The organism is Anaeromonas frigoriresistens (assembly GCF_016820655.1).
Lineage (GTDB): Bacteria > Bacillota > Clostridia > Tissierellales > SIT17 > Anaeromonas > Anaeromonas frigoriresistens.
Genome location: NZ_WSFT01000050.1, coordinates 39,276 through 55,077 on the forward strand (window position 1 = coordinate 39,276; position 15,802 = coordinate 55,077).

Annotated in this window: 17 protein-coding genes; 4 read left to right on the plus strand and 13 right to left on the minus strand. The window is 29.9% G+C overall.

Features of this window, described 5'->3' with window-relative positions:
- Window positions 1-48: 48 nt before the first annotated feature.
- Both GOQ27_RS13235 and GOQ27_RS13240 read left to right on the plus strand, forming a co-directional pair.
- The gene (locus GOQ27_RS13235) at window positions 49-540 is read left to right on the plus strand and encodes an RNA polymerase sigma factor (protein ID WP_203367349.1); all 492 of its coding nucleotides are present in this window, start codon (window positions 49-51) and stop codon (window positions 538-540) included.
- Window positions 533-1,672 carry an anti sigma factor C-terminal domain-containing protein gene (locus GOQ27_RS13240; protein WP_203367350.1) on the plus strand — a complete coding sequence of 380 codons (1,140 nt, stop codon included), beginning with the start codon at window positions 533-535 and terminating at the stop codon, window positions 1,670-1,672. The genes GOQ27_RS13235 and GOQ27_RS13240 overlap by 8 nt, the downstream gene beginning before the upstream one ends.
- Window positions 1,673-1,758: 86 nt before the next feature.
- Here the strand turns inward: GOQ27_RS13240 and GOQ27_RS13245 are convergent, their stop codons facing one another.
- Window positions 1,759-2,610, minus strand: coding sequence for a DUF6544 family protein (locus tag GOQ27_RS13245; RefSeq protein WP_203367351.1), 852 nt, complete (start codon window positions 2,608-2,610; stop codon window positions 1,759-1,761).
- A 266-nt stretch (window positions 2,611-2,876) separates the two neighbouring features.
- The gene (locus GOQ27_RS13250; RefSeq protein WP_203367352.1) at window positions 2,877-3,452 is read right to left on the minus strand and encodes a TetR/AcrR family transcriptional regulator; all 576 of its coding nucleotides are present in this window, start codon (window positions 3,450-3,452) and stop codon (window positions 2,877-2,879) included.
- 171 nt (window positions 3,453-3,623) lie between these two features.
- On the opposite strand from GOQ27_RS13250, the gene GOQ27_RS13255 reads away from it, so the two are divergent.
- Together GOQ27_RS13255 and GOQ27_RS13260 are read left to right on the plus strand one after the other, a co-directional pair.
- Window positions 3,624-5,678, plus strand: a complete 2,055-nt coding sequence (locus GOQ27_RS13255; RefSeq protein ID WP_203367353.1) for an efflux RND transporter permease subunit — start codon at window positions 3,624-3,626, stop codon at window positions 5,676-5,678.
- A gap of 20 nt (window positions 5,679-5,698) precedes the next feature.
- On the plus strand, window positions 5,699-7,237 hold the full coding sequence (locus GOQ27_RS13260) for a hypothetical protein (RefSeq protein ID WP_203367354.1): 1,539 nt from the start codon (window positions 5,699-5,701) through the stop codon (window positions 7,235-7,237).
- A gap of 177 nt (window positions 7,238-7,414) precedes the next feature.
- Here GOQ27_RS13260 and GOQ27_RS13265 read toward each other — a convergent pair whose 3' ends face one another.
- The 11 genes from GOQ27_RS13265 to GOQ27_RS13315 form a co-directional block, all read right to left on the minus strand.
- Window positions 7,415-7,849 carry a C-GCAxxG-C-C family (seleno)protein gene (locus tag GOQ27_RS13265; RefSeq protein ID WP_203367355.1) on the minus strand — a complete coding sequence of 145 codons (435 nt, stop codon included), beginning with the start codon at window positions 7,847-7,849 and terminating at the stop codon, window positions 7,415-7,417.
- A 49-nt stretch (window positions 7,850-7,898) separates the two neighbouring features.
- Entirely contained in the window at window positions 7,899-8,636 is a 738-nt protein-coding gene (gene truA / locus GOQ27_RS13270) for a tRNA pseudouridine(38-40) synthase TruA (RefSeq protein ID WP_203367356.1), read from the minus strand.
- A gap of 279 nt (window positions 8,637-8,915) precedes the next feature.
- Entirely contained in the window at window positions 8,916-9,284 is a 369-nt protein-coding gene (locus GOQ27_RS13275) for an HsmA family protein (RefSeq protein WP_203367357.1), read from the minus strand.
- A gap of 261 nt (window positions 9,285-9,545) precedes the next feature.
- A complete protein-coding gene (locus tag GOQ27_RS13280) occupies window positions 9,546-10,103 on the minus strand; it encodes a TetR/AcrR family transcriptional regulator (RefSeq protein WP_203367358.1) in 558 nt (185 codons plus the stop codon).
- Between the two features lie 340 nt (window positions 10,104-10,443).
- A complete protein-coding gene (locus GOQ27_RS13285; RefSeq protein ID WP_252187846.1) occupies window positions 10,444-11,142 on the minus strand; it encodes a CatA-like O-acetyltransferase in 699 nt (232 codons plus the stop codon).
- Complete coding sequence (locus GOQ27_RS13290; protein ID WP_203367359.1) at window positions 11,106-11,690, minus strand: helix-turn-helix domain-containing protein; 585 nt, start codon at window positions 11,688-11,690, stop codon at window positions 11,106-11,108. Before GOQ27_RS13290 ends, GOQ27_RS13285 begins: the two co-directional genes overlap by 37 nt.
- Before the next feature lie 357 nt (window positions 11,691-12,047).
- The gene (locus GOQ27_RS13295) at window positions 12,048-12,851 is read right to left on the minus strand and encodes a MerR family transcriptional regulator (protein ID WP_203367360.1); all 804 of its coding nucleotides are present in this window, start codon (window positions 12,849-12,851) and stop codon (window positions 12,048-12,050) included.
- 834 nt (window positions 12,852-13,685) lie between these two features.
- Window positions 13,686-13,871, minus strand: a complete 186-nt coding sequence (locus GOQ27_RS13300; protein WP_203367361.1) for a DUF2383 domain-containing protein — start codon at window positions 13,869-13,871, stop codon at window positions 13,686-13,688.
- Window positions 13,872-13,888: 17 nt separating this feature from the next.
- Window positions 13,889-14,092, minus strand: a complete 204-nt coding sequence (locus GOQ27_RS13305) for a hypothetical protein (RefSeq protein ID WP_203367362.1) — start codon at window positions 14,090-14,092, stop codon at window positions 13,889-13,891.
- Between the two features lie 16 nt (window positions 14,093-14,108).
- The gene (locus GOQ27_RS13310; RefSeq protein WP_252187847.1) at window positions 14,109-14,813 is read right to left on the minus strand and encodes a DUF421 domain-containing protein; all 705 of its coding nucleotides are present in this window, start codon (window positions 14,811-14,813) and stop codon (window positions 14,109-14,111) included.
- A 14-nt stretch (window positions 14,814-14,827) separates the two neighbouring features.
- Window positions 14,828-15,526, minus strand: coding sequence for a YetF domain-containing protein (locus GOQ27_RS13315; protein ID WP_252187848.1), 699 nt, complete (start codon window positions 15,524-15,526; stop codon window positions 14,828-14,830).
- Window positions 15,527-15,802 lie beyond the last annotated feature (276 nt).

Consider the following 15,802-nt stretch of genomic DNA (forward strand, 5'->3'; position numbering starts at 1 on the left):
GAACCATATATACTAAAGCTAATATAAAATAGAGTTGGAGGTGACAGTTTGGAGAATGACATATTTATTAAAATTTATGAAGAATATTTTCCCTATGTCTATAGATATCTTTATGGACTTACATATAATCACCAGACATCTGAGGATTTAGCTCAAGAAGCCCTTATTAAAGCATTGTGTGTTCTTCAATCTCCTAATAAAAGTATTAAATCTTGGTTGCTAACTGTCGCTCATAACCTTTATATTGATCATATTAAAAAAAATAGAAGATTAGATCTTAAAGAACATAAGCTATTGGATCAAATTAATGTACAGGATTTTACTGAAGAACTAATTCTTAAAGAAAGTACTAAATCTGCTTTTATATTAATTAAACAGCTTCCTGAAAATCAGCGTCAAGCAATACTATTATGTATGATAAATGAACTTTCATATCAAGAAGCAGGAGAGATATTAGGAATAAGTATTTCAGCAGTAACAAACTTGATCTATAGGGCTCGTAAGACCCTTAGAAAATTAAGGAGGAATATAAATGAATAATGAATTTCAAGAGAAGCTTCACTTATATAAAGAGGGAAAATTAACTCCTAAGGAAATGATAGAAATAGAAGAGGAAATAGACAGATTCATTGCCATACAGGATTACCTTGATAATGATGAAAAGAAATTTTTTGAAGAATTGAAACAACAGATACCTATACAACAAAAAGAGAAAAACAAAAACACTAGAATAATAAAGCGAAAAGTTAATTTACGAATTCTTACTCTGACAACAATTACTGGACTTTGCATTGGTACATTGATTATAGCATTGTATATTTTAGCATCAAATATAACTACCTCATTATTTGAGTTAGATCATAAGGAAGCCTATGTAGAAAGAGCAACAATAGTTCAATTGACAGAAATATTTCATCCTCAGTATGACTCTCATAGAAGTGGAGTCCAAAAATTACCTTTTGCAAAGCAAAATTTTGTGGTATCCCTTCAAAATTTTTTAGGAAATACATTAATAGATGAATCAAGTATAAGTATTCGATATAACTTTGGAAAACCCAAGAAATTACAAGGAAGTACAAAAGAACTTCAACTTTTACCAATTGATGATCCTTCTTGGATAGATAACCCTGAGTATAGTTTATTATCAGGTTTTGATCCATTACAAAATGCTCCTTCAGGCACAAAAGCAAAGATTTTTGTTGGGTTCAATAGAGCTTTAACCCCTCAACAGATAAAGAAAAATTTTATGAATCCATTAAATATAGATTTTAATGACATTACACCTCTAGTAACCATTGATTCAAAGTATATTATAGCAAATGCTTCCTATTATCAATTTACCCCGGTTTTCCCCTACGATGCTAATAATGCAGAGCAGTTGGAGGATAAACCTTTAAAATTAAGCCAATATGAAAATATGGATAACCAGGCTCACCAAGAATCTTTAATTGGTAACTTAAATCTTATAAAAAATAATAAAAGGCTACTTCAAATAATGTACTATCAAGATATGTTCGAAGATATAAATATTGATGCTATTATTAATCAGGTTGAAAATGAAGGGGTTGAATATATTGGTATGTATATTTCTGCAGATAGTAAAGAGCTTTTAAAGCTTAAAGATAATCCCTATATTCATTTTATAACAGTAGAAAACATAGTTATATGGTAAATAATCAGTAAGCTAACTGAATTTATTATTGCTTATAAAAAGTTTAACTCCCTTTTAAATTAGGGAGTTAAACTTTTTATTTGAAACTAATATGATATTGGCTTATTATATTCCACTTCAGTAACTTCAAAGTTAAACCAATTAAAATCTCCTGTATCTAATTTCCAATTAACTTCTCCTTTAGTAGGAATCTTTATTCCTTCAAACTCTTTATATTCTCTCACAGGAATTGACCAAGTCTCTAATGTCATCTCTCCATCAAATTCTCCATACCTTTCAGCTTCAAAATTAACAACTTCGCCCTTATCATTAAATGTAAAAATTCCTGAAGCCGTTATATCCCCATAAGTCATAGTTACTTTGGCATTATAATCATCTATTTCTTCCCATGTTATGTATTCATTTAAAGCTGCAGTAGGAAACCACATTGTCTCTGCTAAGTATCTTAATAATGTACCTTGATCAATCTTTTTTCCCTTGGAGTCAGCCACAGGAAATATTGAAAGAATTTTAATGAGCATATTTCCTTTACCATTCTGATACTTATCTCTTCCTGAAATATGAAAGAACGGAGCTACTTTAATATTTGCCTTCCAGATAAAACCTGGATCTTCGGTAGTGAAATATTGTTCTGCTTCCACAGACATCCAGGGCTTATCTTTTTCCAATCTCATATCTGCTTTTTGTTTTAAACGAACAGCTACTATTTTTTCTTTTCCAACAACTCCAGTGTATACAAGCCACTTTTGAACATTATTAGGTAACTCTGCAATATCTGCCTTAGTTACAATTTCATCTTTATTTTTTACTGTCCTAAAAAGTTCTTCAACTTCCTTCTCTACATTTCTGTCAAATGAAATTTTAGCTATAAATTTAACTGCTATAAGCAGCACTAAAAGTACAACAATAATAATTAATATCCATATTAATTTTGACACATTAAAACCTCCCCTAAAATCACTATACTCTACCCATTTTAATTATATTCTAAGTCAATCTAAAATTTTCTTTTTATTCTCTTCTTTTTATGTATTAAGGTTGTTTTTGCCATAAATTTTACTAATTTTTGAATACAATTTAACATTTTAACACTGTTCAATTATATTGTAGAATAAAACTACTTCATTTATCAAGTAATTTTGCTTATTAATACTTATTTAATTGAGGATTATCTATTTTTATCGCTATCAACATATAGTGATTTTTATTCTTTTAGTACATTTATTAATCCCATTGTAAGCTTCACAACCATTTCTGCCATTGAATAAGGTGTTTTTTTCATCCCTTCATCAAACCATTTTTGAACAATACCAACACATCCAGTTATTGTAAATGCATAGACATATTCTGCATCTTCCTTAGTAATTTTATTGTTATCAGTTATTTCATTAATAATATTGTGGTATACAAGCATCATTATTTGTTTTTGAAAATTGAAATCTCCCCGTTCACTTAGTAGCAATTTAAATAACCGTGCATTTTCTTTTAAATACTCAAATATTTTTTCTGTAACCAATATAACGTCCATATTATTGCTTTTTTGATCGAATTCTGTAAGATAAATATTGAAATTATCTAGTAGTTCATTTTCTATTTTCTTTAACAAGTCATATTGATCACTATAATGGGAATAGAATGTAGATCGGTTTATATCGGCATCATTGCAAATTTCTTTTATAGTTATTTGTGATATGTCTTTATTTTCCAGGAGGGTGATGAAGCTTTCTTTTAATACCATTTTAGTATATTTTATTCTTCTATCAACTTTCTTTTTTTTCATTTTAAAACCTCCATTTTTTTAAAATATGTTAGATAATAAACATTTTAATTATTTATGTTTATTATCTAACATATTTAAATTATCTGTATGTTGAACTATAAACACACCTTCATTAAACTATACATATAGTAGTTTTGTCAACACTGTGTATACTAAAAAGGAGGGAATTTAATGGAGAATTTTTCACAAATCGTGATCAAATACAAAAAGAGTATTTTAATAACATTTTTACTACTTGCAATATTAAGTGGCATTTTTACATCACTGGTTTCAGTGAACTATGATATGGTAGATTATCTACCAAAAGATGCCCAATCTACTACTGCCATTAAGATAATGGAGGAGGAATTTAGTGGTGAAATGCCCAACGCCCGGGTTATGCTTGAAAATGTATCAATACAAGAAGCCTTAGAATACAAGGAAAGAATCTCAGAGATAGATGGAGTTACCTCAGTAAATTGGTTAGATGACATTATAGGTTTAAATACTCTTAAAACTACACCTCTTGATTTTTTAGATTCTGATATACTCAAAAATTATTACAAAGATGATAACGCTTTAATAACCTTATCTATTGAAAGTGGTCAAGAAACAACAGCAGTAAATGCTATCTATGATCTAATAGGAGAAGAAAATGCAGCTGCAGGAGAAGCAGTGAATGCAGCAGAAACTCAGTCAATGTCAGTGTCTGAGGTAGTTAATGCAATGATAATATTAGTTCCTATTATAATAATTATTTTAATAATTTCCACCACTTCCTGGATAGAGCCCTTATTGTTCTTATTTACTATAGGTATTGCAATAATAATAAATATGGGAACAAACATTATTTTTGGGGAAATATCCTTTATCACTCAAACAGTAAGCCCTATTTTACAATTAGCTGTATCTCTAGATTATGCTATTTTCTTACTCCATAGTTTTAATGATTATCGCTTAACCCATGAACCTCCAGAAGCAATAAAGCTTGCTATGAAACAAGCGCTACCAACCGTTGCAGCCAGTGCTGCCACAACAATGATTGGTTTTTCAGCATTAATATTCATGCGATTTGGTATAGGTGCAGACTTAGGTCTCAATTTATTAAAAGGTATTGTCTTTAGTTTCATTTCTGTTATGGTATTTTTACCTGTAATCACATTGATGGGTTATAAGTATATTGATAAAACTAAACATAAGAAGATTATGCCAGACTTTAAAAAGTCAGAAAGATGGATAATGAAAATAAGGATTCCATTTTTAATCCTTGCACTTTTAGTTGTTATGCCAAGCTTTCTTGCTCAATTAAATACTCAGTTTTTGTATGGAATGGGGGCTGTTACAAATTCATCTCGTGCTGGAGAGGATACTTTATATATTGAAGAAAAATTTGGTAAGGAAAATCCCCTTGTATTACTTGTTCCTAAGGAAAATGTAGGTAAGGAGTCTGAGCTTAGTGACGACCTATCTAAAATTCCTCATATAACAAGTGTAATATCTTACTCTACGTCTGTAGGTGAAGAAATACCTCCCCAATTTGTACCAGAAGAGGCTGTTGAACAGTTTTACTCGGAAAATCATTCCCGAATCATCCTTTATACAGATACCGAGGAGGAAGGTGATGAAGCCTTTAATACTGTTGAAACAGTTTTAGATACAGTGTCAAATCATTACAACACATATTATCTTACAGGTCAAAGTGCAACACTCTTTGATATGAAAAATGTTGTATCGACAGATACAACCAGGATTAACCTCATAGCCATAATAGGAATTTTTGTTGTATTACTAATTGCATTCCGTTCACTGAGTCTACCATTTTTATTAGTATTTACGATTCAAACAGCAATATGGATTAATCTTTCCTTTCCATATTTCTCAGGAAAATCCTTAAGTTTTATCGGTTACTTAATTATTAGTACAGTACAACTTGGAGCCACAGTGGACTATGCTATATTATTTACTAATGCTTATTTAAATAACAGAAAATCACTTCCAAAAAAGGATGCCATGAAAGTAACTATTGAAAATAATTTAGTAGCAATACTTATATCTGCGGGAATTCTTTCAATAGCAGGATTCACATTAGCCTTTACTACAAGTAATCCTATTATTGGTGAACTTGGAATATTACTCGGTAGAGGAACTCTACTATCTCTTACTATGGTAGTCTGTGTATTACCAGCTCTACTTGTATTATTTGATAAAATTATCCAAAAGACTACTATTAAAAATGACTTTCACTAATTATAAGGAGTGTGATTAAAATGAAAAAGATATTATCCTTTATTTTGATACTTACATTATTATTTACATCAGGTGTTTCTGTAATAGCCACAGATAATCCTTCATCAAAAGAAGAGGTTGTATATGGCTTACTTAATTTAGATGGAAGTGTAAACAATCTTTATGTAGTTAATATCTTCAATGAAGGTACAATTACCGACTATGGAGATTATTCAAATATACGTAACATGACCACTTCTAAAAAGATTAATCAAAAAGGAGAAAAAATAACTGTAGACACTAAAGCTGATAAATTTTATTATCAAGGGACCCTTGAAGCAAAAGAATTGCCTTGGGATATTGCTATAAGATATTTTTTAGATGATAAAGAAATTTCTGGAACTGACCTAGCTGGAAAAAGTGGTAAGCTAAAAATTAACATGTCTGTAAATCAGAATACTAAAATTAATAGTAATTTCTTTAATAATTATGCTCTACAAATTTCTTTATCCCTTGATAACAAGATGTCTTCCGATATCAAGGCTCATAATGCTACAATTGCTGAAGCAGGAGGTAAAAAGCAAATCTCTTATACAGTTTTGCCAGGAAATAGTATGGATATTACTGTAACAGCTGATGTTCAAGATTTTGAGATGGATGCAATAACAGTAAATGGTATAAAATTATCCCTTGGTATAGATATTAATCCTGATGAATTTACAAGACAAATTTTAGAACTTACTGATGCGATAAAAGATCTTGATGATGGTGCCAGTAAACTACTAAGTGGTCTTAATCAATTATCTAGTGGAATGCAAACATATGTTAATGGAATGAAGGCCTTCAATGAGGGTATAGGACAGCTTCCTGATAGTGCAGATATGTTGAATACAGGAGCAACCGGACTAAGGGATGGTTTATCAGAATTAACAAAACAAAATAATTCTTTAAATGAAGGGGCTTTAGCAATACAACAATCTACCTTCGATTCTGTAAATGTTAAACTTAACCAAATGGGTTTAGGTCTTCCTGTTCTTACAGCTGAAAATTATACAGAAATACTATCACCAATCCCTGATCTTGCTGTAATTAAGGAACAACTTGATGGAGTAGTGAAATTTACCCAAGGCTTAAAAGGATATACAAATGGTGTAGAGCAACTTGGCAAAGGTGCTTCCGATCTAGCAGATGGTACTTCTAAATTCAAATCTTCCTCATCTGAAATAGCATCTTCATCAAATGAACTTTATAATGCAGGAGTAGAACTTAATAAGGGAATAAAAGATCTTCATAAAGGTCTTGCTACCTATAGAGAAGGTACAAAAAAATTAAAAAATGGTACCTCAGATATGGATTCTGAAATAAACAATCAAATTGATGAAGTTCTGGGAAGCATTTCTGGAAGTGATGATAAAGTAATATCCTTTGTATCAGATAAAAACACTAATGTTTCTGCTGTTCAATTTGTATTAAAAACAGATTCCATAACTCTTCCAGAAGTCGATAATTCTATTGAACAAAAATCTGTAGAACTAAATTTTTGGGAAAAATTATTGGATTTATTTGGACTTTATAAGTAATTAAGTAAGATAAAACATGATTCTTTAAAGAAGTCTGTAAATAACTTTATAATTTAAGGTTGAATAGTTCCAATCTGACAACAACTAAATTTTTTCTAGAATTACAAAAATTATTGTTATATATTTATAAAAAACTTTAATTTTAGCAATATAAAAAATGAGCTACTTTAAAGTAGCTCATTTTTTATATTGCTCACTTAATACTTCTTCTAGAATTTCTGATCCTTTTATTATTAAAGGTTCACAACCTTTAACTTCATCTCTTTTTGTTTCTTTTATAATCTTACAATCAGCACTACCAAATTCGTTTTCAAAAGTTTTAACCCATTCTATTGTAACTTCTTTCATCTTAGTATTTAAACTAGGCTTATCTTCAGCGAACATAATACCTATTGCTGAAACTCCTCCTGTCAAAATACCACAGTTTTTTTCTGAGTTTAAACCTCCACCAAAAGGTACAATCATTTTTAAAGCTTTTGAGTCTAAACCCAACTTATAATAGTCATTACAAGCATTCAATATTATCTCTGAACAATTATAATGATACATATCTTTTTTATCTCCATACTGTAATTCAGAGTCTATATACTTTCTTGCCTCATCTTTTAACATGTTTTTTTATCCCCCTTTATAATAATATAAATTATTGAAGTATACTATTTTAAAATTCTACTTTTTCTAAATAAAGTCCACTTGCATCTGCCATAATACCTACATGTTTTCGTTCTTTAGAATCTATGATTTTTAATATATTATCTGGATTCATTTCATGGATTCCAACTTCGATTAATGCTCCTACCATTTTTCTAACCATGTTATAAAGAAACCCATTACCTCGAACTCTAATTTCGATAAACCCTTGATTTTCTTCTATATCAACAGAGTATATTTCACGAACCTTAGATTTTTTCTTAGACTTAGCATTTGAAAAAGCAGTAAAATCATGTTTACCAATGAAATGTTCAGATGCTTTTTCCATTCTTTTAATATCCAACTTTCTATCAACATGCATACTATATTTTCTCATGAAAGGATTTGTATAATCCTTATTCCATATCTTATAAAGATAAGTTTTTTCCTTAGCATTATATCTTGGATGAAAACTTTCAGAAACTAATCTAACTTCAGTTATACTAATATCTTGAGGTAAATATTTATTTAAATACTTTTTTACTTCACCTTCACTAAATTTTTTATTAGTTTTAAAATTAGCTATTTGAGCCAGAGCATGAACCCCTGCGTCTGTCCTACTACTTCCATTAATTTGAATTTCTTCATCTACTAACTTACTCAAAACCTCTTCGATTTTTCCTTGAATTGTATTATCATCATTACCAAGTCTTTGCCACCCTCTATAACGTCCACCATCATATTGTACTTTTAATTTATAATTATTCATATTTTTCTCCTTTACATAAAACAACTGTCCTTATCTATATTTTTCACATTAATATATACTTATTATAATGTATTATTTGGCATTTAGATAGGCTATATACAATATGATCTACGTGAACTACAGATAATTCTAATGTATTTGCATGTTTTTCTGTAAATAATTAGATAAATAAAAAAAAGATTCTTGAACTTTAATTGTCGATTTTTTATAACTTTTTTCATATTTTCTAAGCCTTAGTTATACATCATATTCTAGAAAAACTCTATGCTTTTTATTTTATTATCTTGATATGCCAAATATTGCACCTGAAATAAAAGGTATTAGCCATATAATCCAAACAATAATACTCAATTTGTGAAAATTTAATTTGGATTTTTCATCATTTTTAACTAATACTACTGTTGCCCAAAGTGCATGGAAAAGCATCAAAAGAATTGCAATTAAGCCTGTAATACCATGAAAATTAAGCTTAAAGCTGCTGGAAGCAATCTTGCTCATAACTGCTGTTCCAGTAGTATCAAATACCAATCCTATATAAAATAGAACTAAATGCCATTTTTTAAGCTTACCTTGAGTTTTCTCACTCCATACACCTATTGTATAGAATACAAGCGCCAATGTAATTGTTGTTATTGCAGAAATTAACATAATAAATACCCCCTAATTTAAATATCAATTTACTTTCTTGTTCTTGAGCATTATTTATAGAATTAAACCTATTATCACTTATCTGAACACCGTTCATTTACAGTTAAAAATTTTTGCTATTTTAGAGTAAATGACTATAGACATTACTACATAGATTTGTATAAGAACCTCCTTTTAAAAATAAAATTTAGATATATATACGAACTTTATGAACCATGTTCATTTGAGAGGCTTATAAAATCATATCAATATAGATATGATTTATTCCAACAACTCTTTAAGAAATAACTCAAAGGATTCATATTTAAAAAGCGGCATCTGAACTATTGTTATAAAATTCATTATTATAAAACTTGCTGTTTCTTGTGCACTAAGCTTGATTTGAATATTTTTATTAGCTTGTTCCTTTAGTAGCATATCTTCAATTATAACTATAAGTTTTTCCATGAAAACATACTGTTTTTGTAGTCCGCCTTCTACATATTCTTGGCTATCATATAGTTCTGAAGTAAGCCAATACTGTCGAAAGCTTCGGATAAAGGCTTCTAATTCATTGAAAATATTATTTAATTTAATATAAATATTAGTATTTGATTTTACTATTTTGTGAACCGAATCAAGGTAATTCTGCCAATAGTCTGTCATCATTTCAATAATCAGGTCTTTTTTTGTAGGATAATAATTATATATTGTACCTAGAGCTATATTACATGCTTTTGATAAAGCTCTCATACTTAGCTTATGATAACCTTGATTATATAAAATTTCCTTGGCTTTACTTAATATAAGCTGTTTTGGATTTTCAATTACTCTAGCCAATATACTTCCTCCTACATTTTTCAAATGAACTATGTTCATTTTATTATATTTATTTAAGTCTGTCAACAGAAAGTTTATATATATATATATTTATAAATAATCACATAAAATCCTGTACCTTGACACTAGTTAGATGCCCTAAAGCAAAATTCCCTCAAACTTATTTGTTTGAGGGAACATAAAAAACACTCTAAACTAACTCTATCAGCACTACAGTTTCAACATTGGTTATAGTATTTTATTGATACTAAAACACATAATAGTTCTTCTACGAAAATTGCCCTTAGAAACAGAAGGAATAATTTTAATTCTAAAATGATCAATACTTTCTCTGATAGCTTTACAACCAATCTAGAGGATGATTCATAGCATATTTAACATCATCTAAAAATTGTTTCACATGCCATCCGTCTGTTGTGGCATGATGTAATGTTATGGAAAAAGGAAGCATTATTTTTCCATTTTTTTCAACAAAACTACCAGCTTCAACAGTTGGAAAATAATATGGCTTATTTTCAAAACTTTGAAGTGAAAAATGCTTAAACTCAATCCACGGAATACAGGATATAGAATAGCTGTTTTCAGGAGGCATTTTATCAGGTTGTGATAAAACCCCATGATTATTTGCATATTGTTGATAATTTTCTAAATACCGATCGTAAAATACAGAAAATTTATCATCGTATTCTGTCCACATCAATGAAATTGTTTGATCATCTTCATGAAAAATTGGATATATCGGTGTTAATGTATCCCAATATCCAAGCACCTCATCTTTAACTGCTACTTTAAATTCAACTTGTTTATTAAGCATTGATGTGATTAACCACAGATATGCTGGAAAAAATTTGATTTTCCGCTCCTTTAAAGTAGTTTTCATAACAGTAATATCTAATTCAACTGTCAATGAGTATCCTGTTGGTGCTACCTTAGAAAAATAATAAAACATTTGACCACGAGGCCATTTTTGTAAATCTATAGGATGAAAGTTTCTTTCTATTATCATTTTTCTTTCACCCACAATCCATGTTGACTGCAATAGAAATATAGTCTTCCTCCATACATTTTAGGAAATCGTACTTCTGCATTTTGCTCAGGATAAAGTTTTACTAAAAGTACTCTATCACAAGCAACATAAGCTACAAATGAAATATAGTGTGACTTACTCATTTCATGCGGTATAATAATATAATAATCCATTTCAATTTCGTCTATTTTTAAGTTATGTTCATCATCCTCTGGCTTTGCAATTAACGGCTCCAATTTTCTCCCACAACATGAAATTTCTGCTTGACCTGTATTACTTATTATATTCTTGCAATTTGGACATACGTAAAATTTAATTCTTTTCATATTTCCTACATCAGCATCATTAGATTCCAAATCACCCAATAGAATTTTTTCAATATTTACTCCTAATATATGAGACAGCTCTCTAAGTAAAGATACATCAGGGCATCCCAACCCTCTCTCCCACTTTGAGATCGTTTTGTCACTAATGTTCATAGCATCTGCCACTTCTTTTTGTGTCATATTCTTCTCTTTACGAATTCTTAAAATCAATTTTCCTATTTTACTACAATCCATAATACTCACCTCCATACATCTAGTTTAAGAGTTAATAGATTTTTTTTCAATAAACGTTCAGTAGAGTTACATAAATACTTTAATAAATGACTTTTAACTAGTATGCTAATTTCCTTTATTTTTAGTGCATTTGTATATTTCTACAGAAAAGTAGCCTCTTCAGTATCTTAAAATCCCTCAAACTAAAAGTCTGAGGGAATATACACTATCATATTAATTTTCACACAAAATACTTAAGTCCTTTACATCAACCTATTTCTTCTCTATCAAACAAGCTGTCTCAATATGGGGAGTATCACATAAGTCTTATACAATTTAATAAATGAAAGTTCATAACTCAGCCTAAAAATTATAATTTCATAAGATAGTAGATATATCTAAATCATCTTCGAGAAAGCTAAGAAACACCATCCCCACCGATAATCCTAAGAACATAAACCCCATGAGTATATTCCCAGAGACAGTGAAATAATCTCCATCTTTAAGGTGCATTCTTGCAAAAAATAAACCTTCATTAATTATAGCTCCCGAAACTCCATAACTAATAAGATTGGCTAAGTACTGAAAAACCATCTCCCTAGGCTTTCTCTCTAATACATGTACCCCTTGCTTTTTAAGTTTACTACGGCGTTTTTGAAGTTCTACACTAATAACAATCACAACACTTTGAAGAATTACCAATATTCCAATTCTTTGAATGCCATGTTCTCTGAGAACTATAAAATATAAAAACATCATCACAAACGATATCAGGTTAATCCATCCAAAGACCTTATATATGTTTTGCAAATACATGTAAGGCTTTTCTTCTATTACCTCGAGTTCTTCAGGATAAATCTCTTCAATCACCTTTCCATCATTAAGGGCAGAAAGTAATTCTTTTTTTTGGTAATGTTGAGTGAGAATTTTTTCGTTCTCATTCATTTTTCGTATTACTACTTCTTGCTTTTTCGATTCTGACTCAAAGAACTTTTTAATCTCTTCAATAGAAAACCCTAATTTCCGAAGTTTTTTGATCGATTTTAATTGCTGGACATTTTCCTCACTGTAATTCTTATATCCATTAGATTTTCTGGATGATTCGAGCAAGTCACAATCCTCATAATGACGAATGGCTTTTTTCGTCAACTTTGTTTCTTCTAATACTTCTTTTAACTGCAAAATATCAACTCCTTTCCCTATGCAGAGTATCATGTGCCCCAAGGGCACAGTCAAGTATTTTATTAATTTTGTAGATATTTTTCATCTTTTGACATGCTAAACATCATTATAAAAATTTCAACTTATCTAATAAAATATGTTTCTAAGGTTCTGACCCATTTCTAATATTCCCTTTTAACACGTCCCCAACACTACCAAGCTTTTTGTTATCTAGAATTTTATTCATCTAGTAATACCTCTGACATTGAAATCTTTAAGATTAAAACTATATATTATACAATCATTTTTTCTAATTATAATTTTATTATTTTTTAATTCTTGATTATATGTTCTATTATATTTCTAAACAATAAATTCCTCAACATATACTAGTTAATGATTCCAATAGTCTATTTTGATAATAACAGTCCTTATATCAAGAAAATATATTTACATAAGTAATAGTTCTTATATGTCGTCAGTTCAATCATTAATTCACAGTTATCTTAAGTGATCTGTAATTATCTAATATTTAAATACCTTGCCCTCATTTTGTTTTTGCACATTTGTATAATCTACGTAAAAGTAAGACCTCCATACATAAAAACTTCCCCAACCATTAGTTTGAGGAAGTATATGATCCACTATTAAATTAACTAAAATCCTTGAAAACCTTTACATCAACCTATTTCTTCTCTATCAAACAAACTGTCTCAACATGTGTTTTGATAGACTGATGATATTATTACGCAGAAATATTATTTTACATAAAGGCGCGACCCCCTAAAAACAAGGGGGTCGTAGAGTTCTTTGGATGAATCTTTTATGCAAATTACATAACACATAGCGATATTATTAACCAGACATCATATTATTTATCTCTTGCTGAAGCTGAGTTATCTGCTGCATTTTACTATCTCTTAATTGTGTTAGCATTTGTCTCAATTCTGGATTCTGTATCTCCATCATGTATTTGTTGTACATAGATTGGTTCATCATCTCGGTATGGAGCATATCATTCAACCTATTTATATCATTCATGCTTCCACTCCTTCCTACTAGATTATTATTTGATTCTCATTCATTTTTTCTGTAATCGACTTATAGTTGTTTCTTGCCGCCATTTCCATCCCCTTTAAGATGTTTTGAAGTTCCGGCTTAGTTATCTTTTGTGTGAGATCAGCATACTTCTGAGCCGTCAAATCCTCTATATAAAGCATTTCCTTTAAAGCATTGTTGATAATTTCTTGTTCTGTTAACATAAACATTCCTCCAATATTACATCATTGAATAATATATTTCTCCTGCTCTGTCTATTGTAGCAAGATAAACACTTTTTATGTCGCTTACCCCGCATTTTAAAAGCTCATCCTTTAACCATTTTCGGTCATATCCTAAAGACTTTAAGTTTCTATCTATTATTTTACCATCATTTACAAGTATTACTGGAAGTCCTCCTTCGACTATATGTATATTCATATCTTTAGGTGTAACTGGTGCATATTCTCCTTTTTTTAATATACTCACCCTTCCTCCAGTTTCAAGTATAGCTGTATCAACCTCTGCTATATTTGATACATCAATTTCTCTCATCTGCGCTAAAAGCATTTCTATCGGAAATAGTGACTTTAGCATGTTTTTCTTTTGTATCTGACCTTTTAAAATGAGTATTTCAGCCTTTCCATGTACAACCCTTGCAAAAGTTCGCGATTTAATCGACAAATAAGATATAAGATAATGTGTTATAAAAATTGTTATAGCAACAATAATGGTATTGTTAAAATTAATATTTGAATCAAATAGAGGAGCTGCAATTAGTCCTCCCATCATCCAGAAAAATGTAAAATCAAATCCCCCATATTGGCCCCCAGCTCTATGAGGGATAAAGCGTCCAGTTATGTACAGCATAAATCCTACAATAATCGTCCTTGCAGCAAATCCCAATACGTTTAGTTCCTCAACTGAATTCCATATACCTTGCAATCTATCACCTCCTGTTATGCACTGACATGAAGCGTCCCGTCGCCTTCTAGCATGGCAAGAAAAATATCCTTCACCTGCAAAAATCCTTTTTCCTTTATTTTATTATCTAACCATTTCATATCATATCCAAGACTTCTCAAGTTATCTTCCTGGACTTTTCCATCGTATATTAAAATGGTAGATACACTTACATTTTTTATAGGAAACTTCATCTGTTTTCTTGTAACCGGAAGTGTTGACTGTTTTTTTACTACATTGATTTTTCCTGTGGGTTCTACCACTGCCAGAAACACATCTGACAGGCTGAATATATTCTTTATCCTTAACTGCCCTAATAGATTATCTATAGTAATTCGAGCATCCTTCATATTTTCTTTTATGAGTTTACCATTTTCAACTAGAATAATCGCACGACGGTCAACCTTCCGAGGTATTTTTACGTCAATATATGATATAAAAACGTTGGCAGCTGCATATAAAATGATTACCACTATCCCTGCTACCAGAGATGTTTCTGGGTTTACCATCCTTACTGCTGCAAGACTTGCAATGCCTGCTGCAACAAGGTAATTGTGTCCTGCAAGTATGGCAATTTGCCGTTGTCGCATAAATCTTGTAGCAAAAATAAGAAAAGAGTAAAGTATTACTGTTCTTAATGATACTGCCCAAAAAGGTATTTCTTTTGCTCCGTATAAAAATTCATTCCATGTCAATGTCATCACCTATCTATCAGCTTAATTTTTAAGCCCATTTGTTTCCTTATTTTTTATTTGTCAGACTATCGATTGTAATCCATAATAAATAACCCACTTAAATTTATATTCTAAATATATTTTTATATATTTTATTTTTAGATTAGACAAATTGTTTCTTAGTTTTTGTAATATTACAAAAACTCGTTATGTAACCTTTATAAATATTAATATCTTTCTTTTGGGATTTAAGTATTTTTCAATCTTATTATGGGATGTACCATAGCTTTTTATACC

What these genes read in the sequence shown, in the direction of transcription:
- GOQ27_RS13240 (WP_203367350.1), top strand. Translation starts at nt 533, where the DNA reads ATGAATAATGAATTTCAAGAGAAGCTTCACTTATATAAAGAGGGAAAA.
- GOQ27_RS13250 (WP_203367352.1), bottom strand. Translation starts at nt 3,452, where the DNA reads ATGAAAAAAAAGAAAGTTGATAGAAGAATAAAATATACTAAAATGGTA.
- GOQ27_RS13290 (WP_203367359.1), bottom strand. Translation starts at nt 11,690, where the DNA reads ATGGATTGTAGTAAAATAGGAAAATTGATTTTAAGAATTCGTAAAGAG.
- truA (WP_203367356.1), bottom strand. Translation starts at nt 8,636, where the DNA reads ATGAATAATTATAAATTAAAAGTACAATATGATGGTGGACGTTATAGA.
- GOQ27_RS13305 (WP_203367362.1), bottom strand. Translation starts at nt 14,092, where the DNA reads ATGTTAACAGAACAAGAAATTATCAACAATGCTTTAAAGGAAATGCTT.
- GOQ27_RS13260 (WP_203367354.1), top strand. Translation starts at nt 5,699, where the DNA reads ATGAAAAAGATATTATCCTTTATTTTGATACTTACATTATTATTTACA.
- GOQ27_RS13265 (WP_203367355.1), bottom strand. Translation starts at nt 7,849, where the DNA reads ATGTTAAAAGATGAGGCAAGAAAGTATATAGACTCTGAATTACAGTAT.
- GOQ27_RS13275 (WP_203367357.1), bottom strand. Translation starts at nt 9,284, where the DNA reads ATGTTAATTTCTGCAATAACAACAATTACATTGGCGCTTGTATTCTAT.
- GOQ27_RS13300 (WP_203367361.1), bottom strand. Translation starts at nt 13,871, where the DNA reads ATGAATGATATAAATAGGTTGAATGATATGCTCCATACCGAGATGATG.
- GOQ27_RS13255 (WP_203367353.1), top strand. Translation starts at nt 3,624, where the DNA reads ATGGAGAATTTTTCACAAATCGTGATCAAATACAAAAAGAGTATTTTA.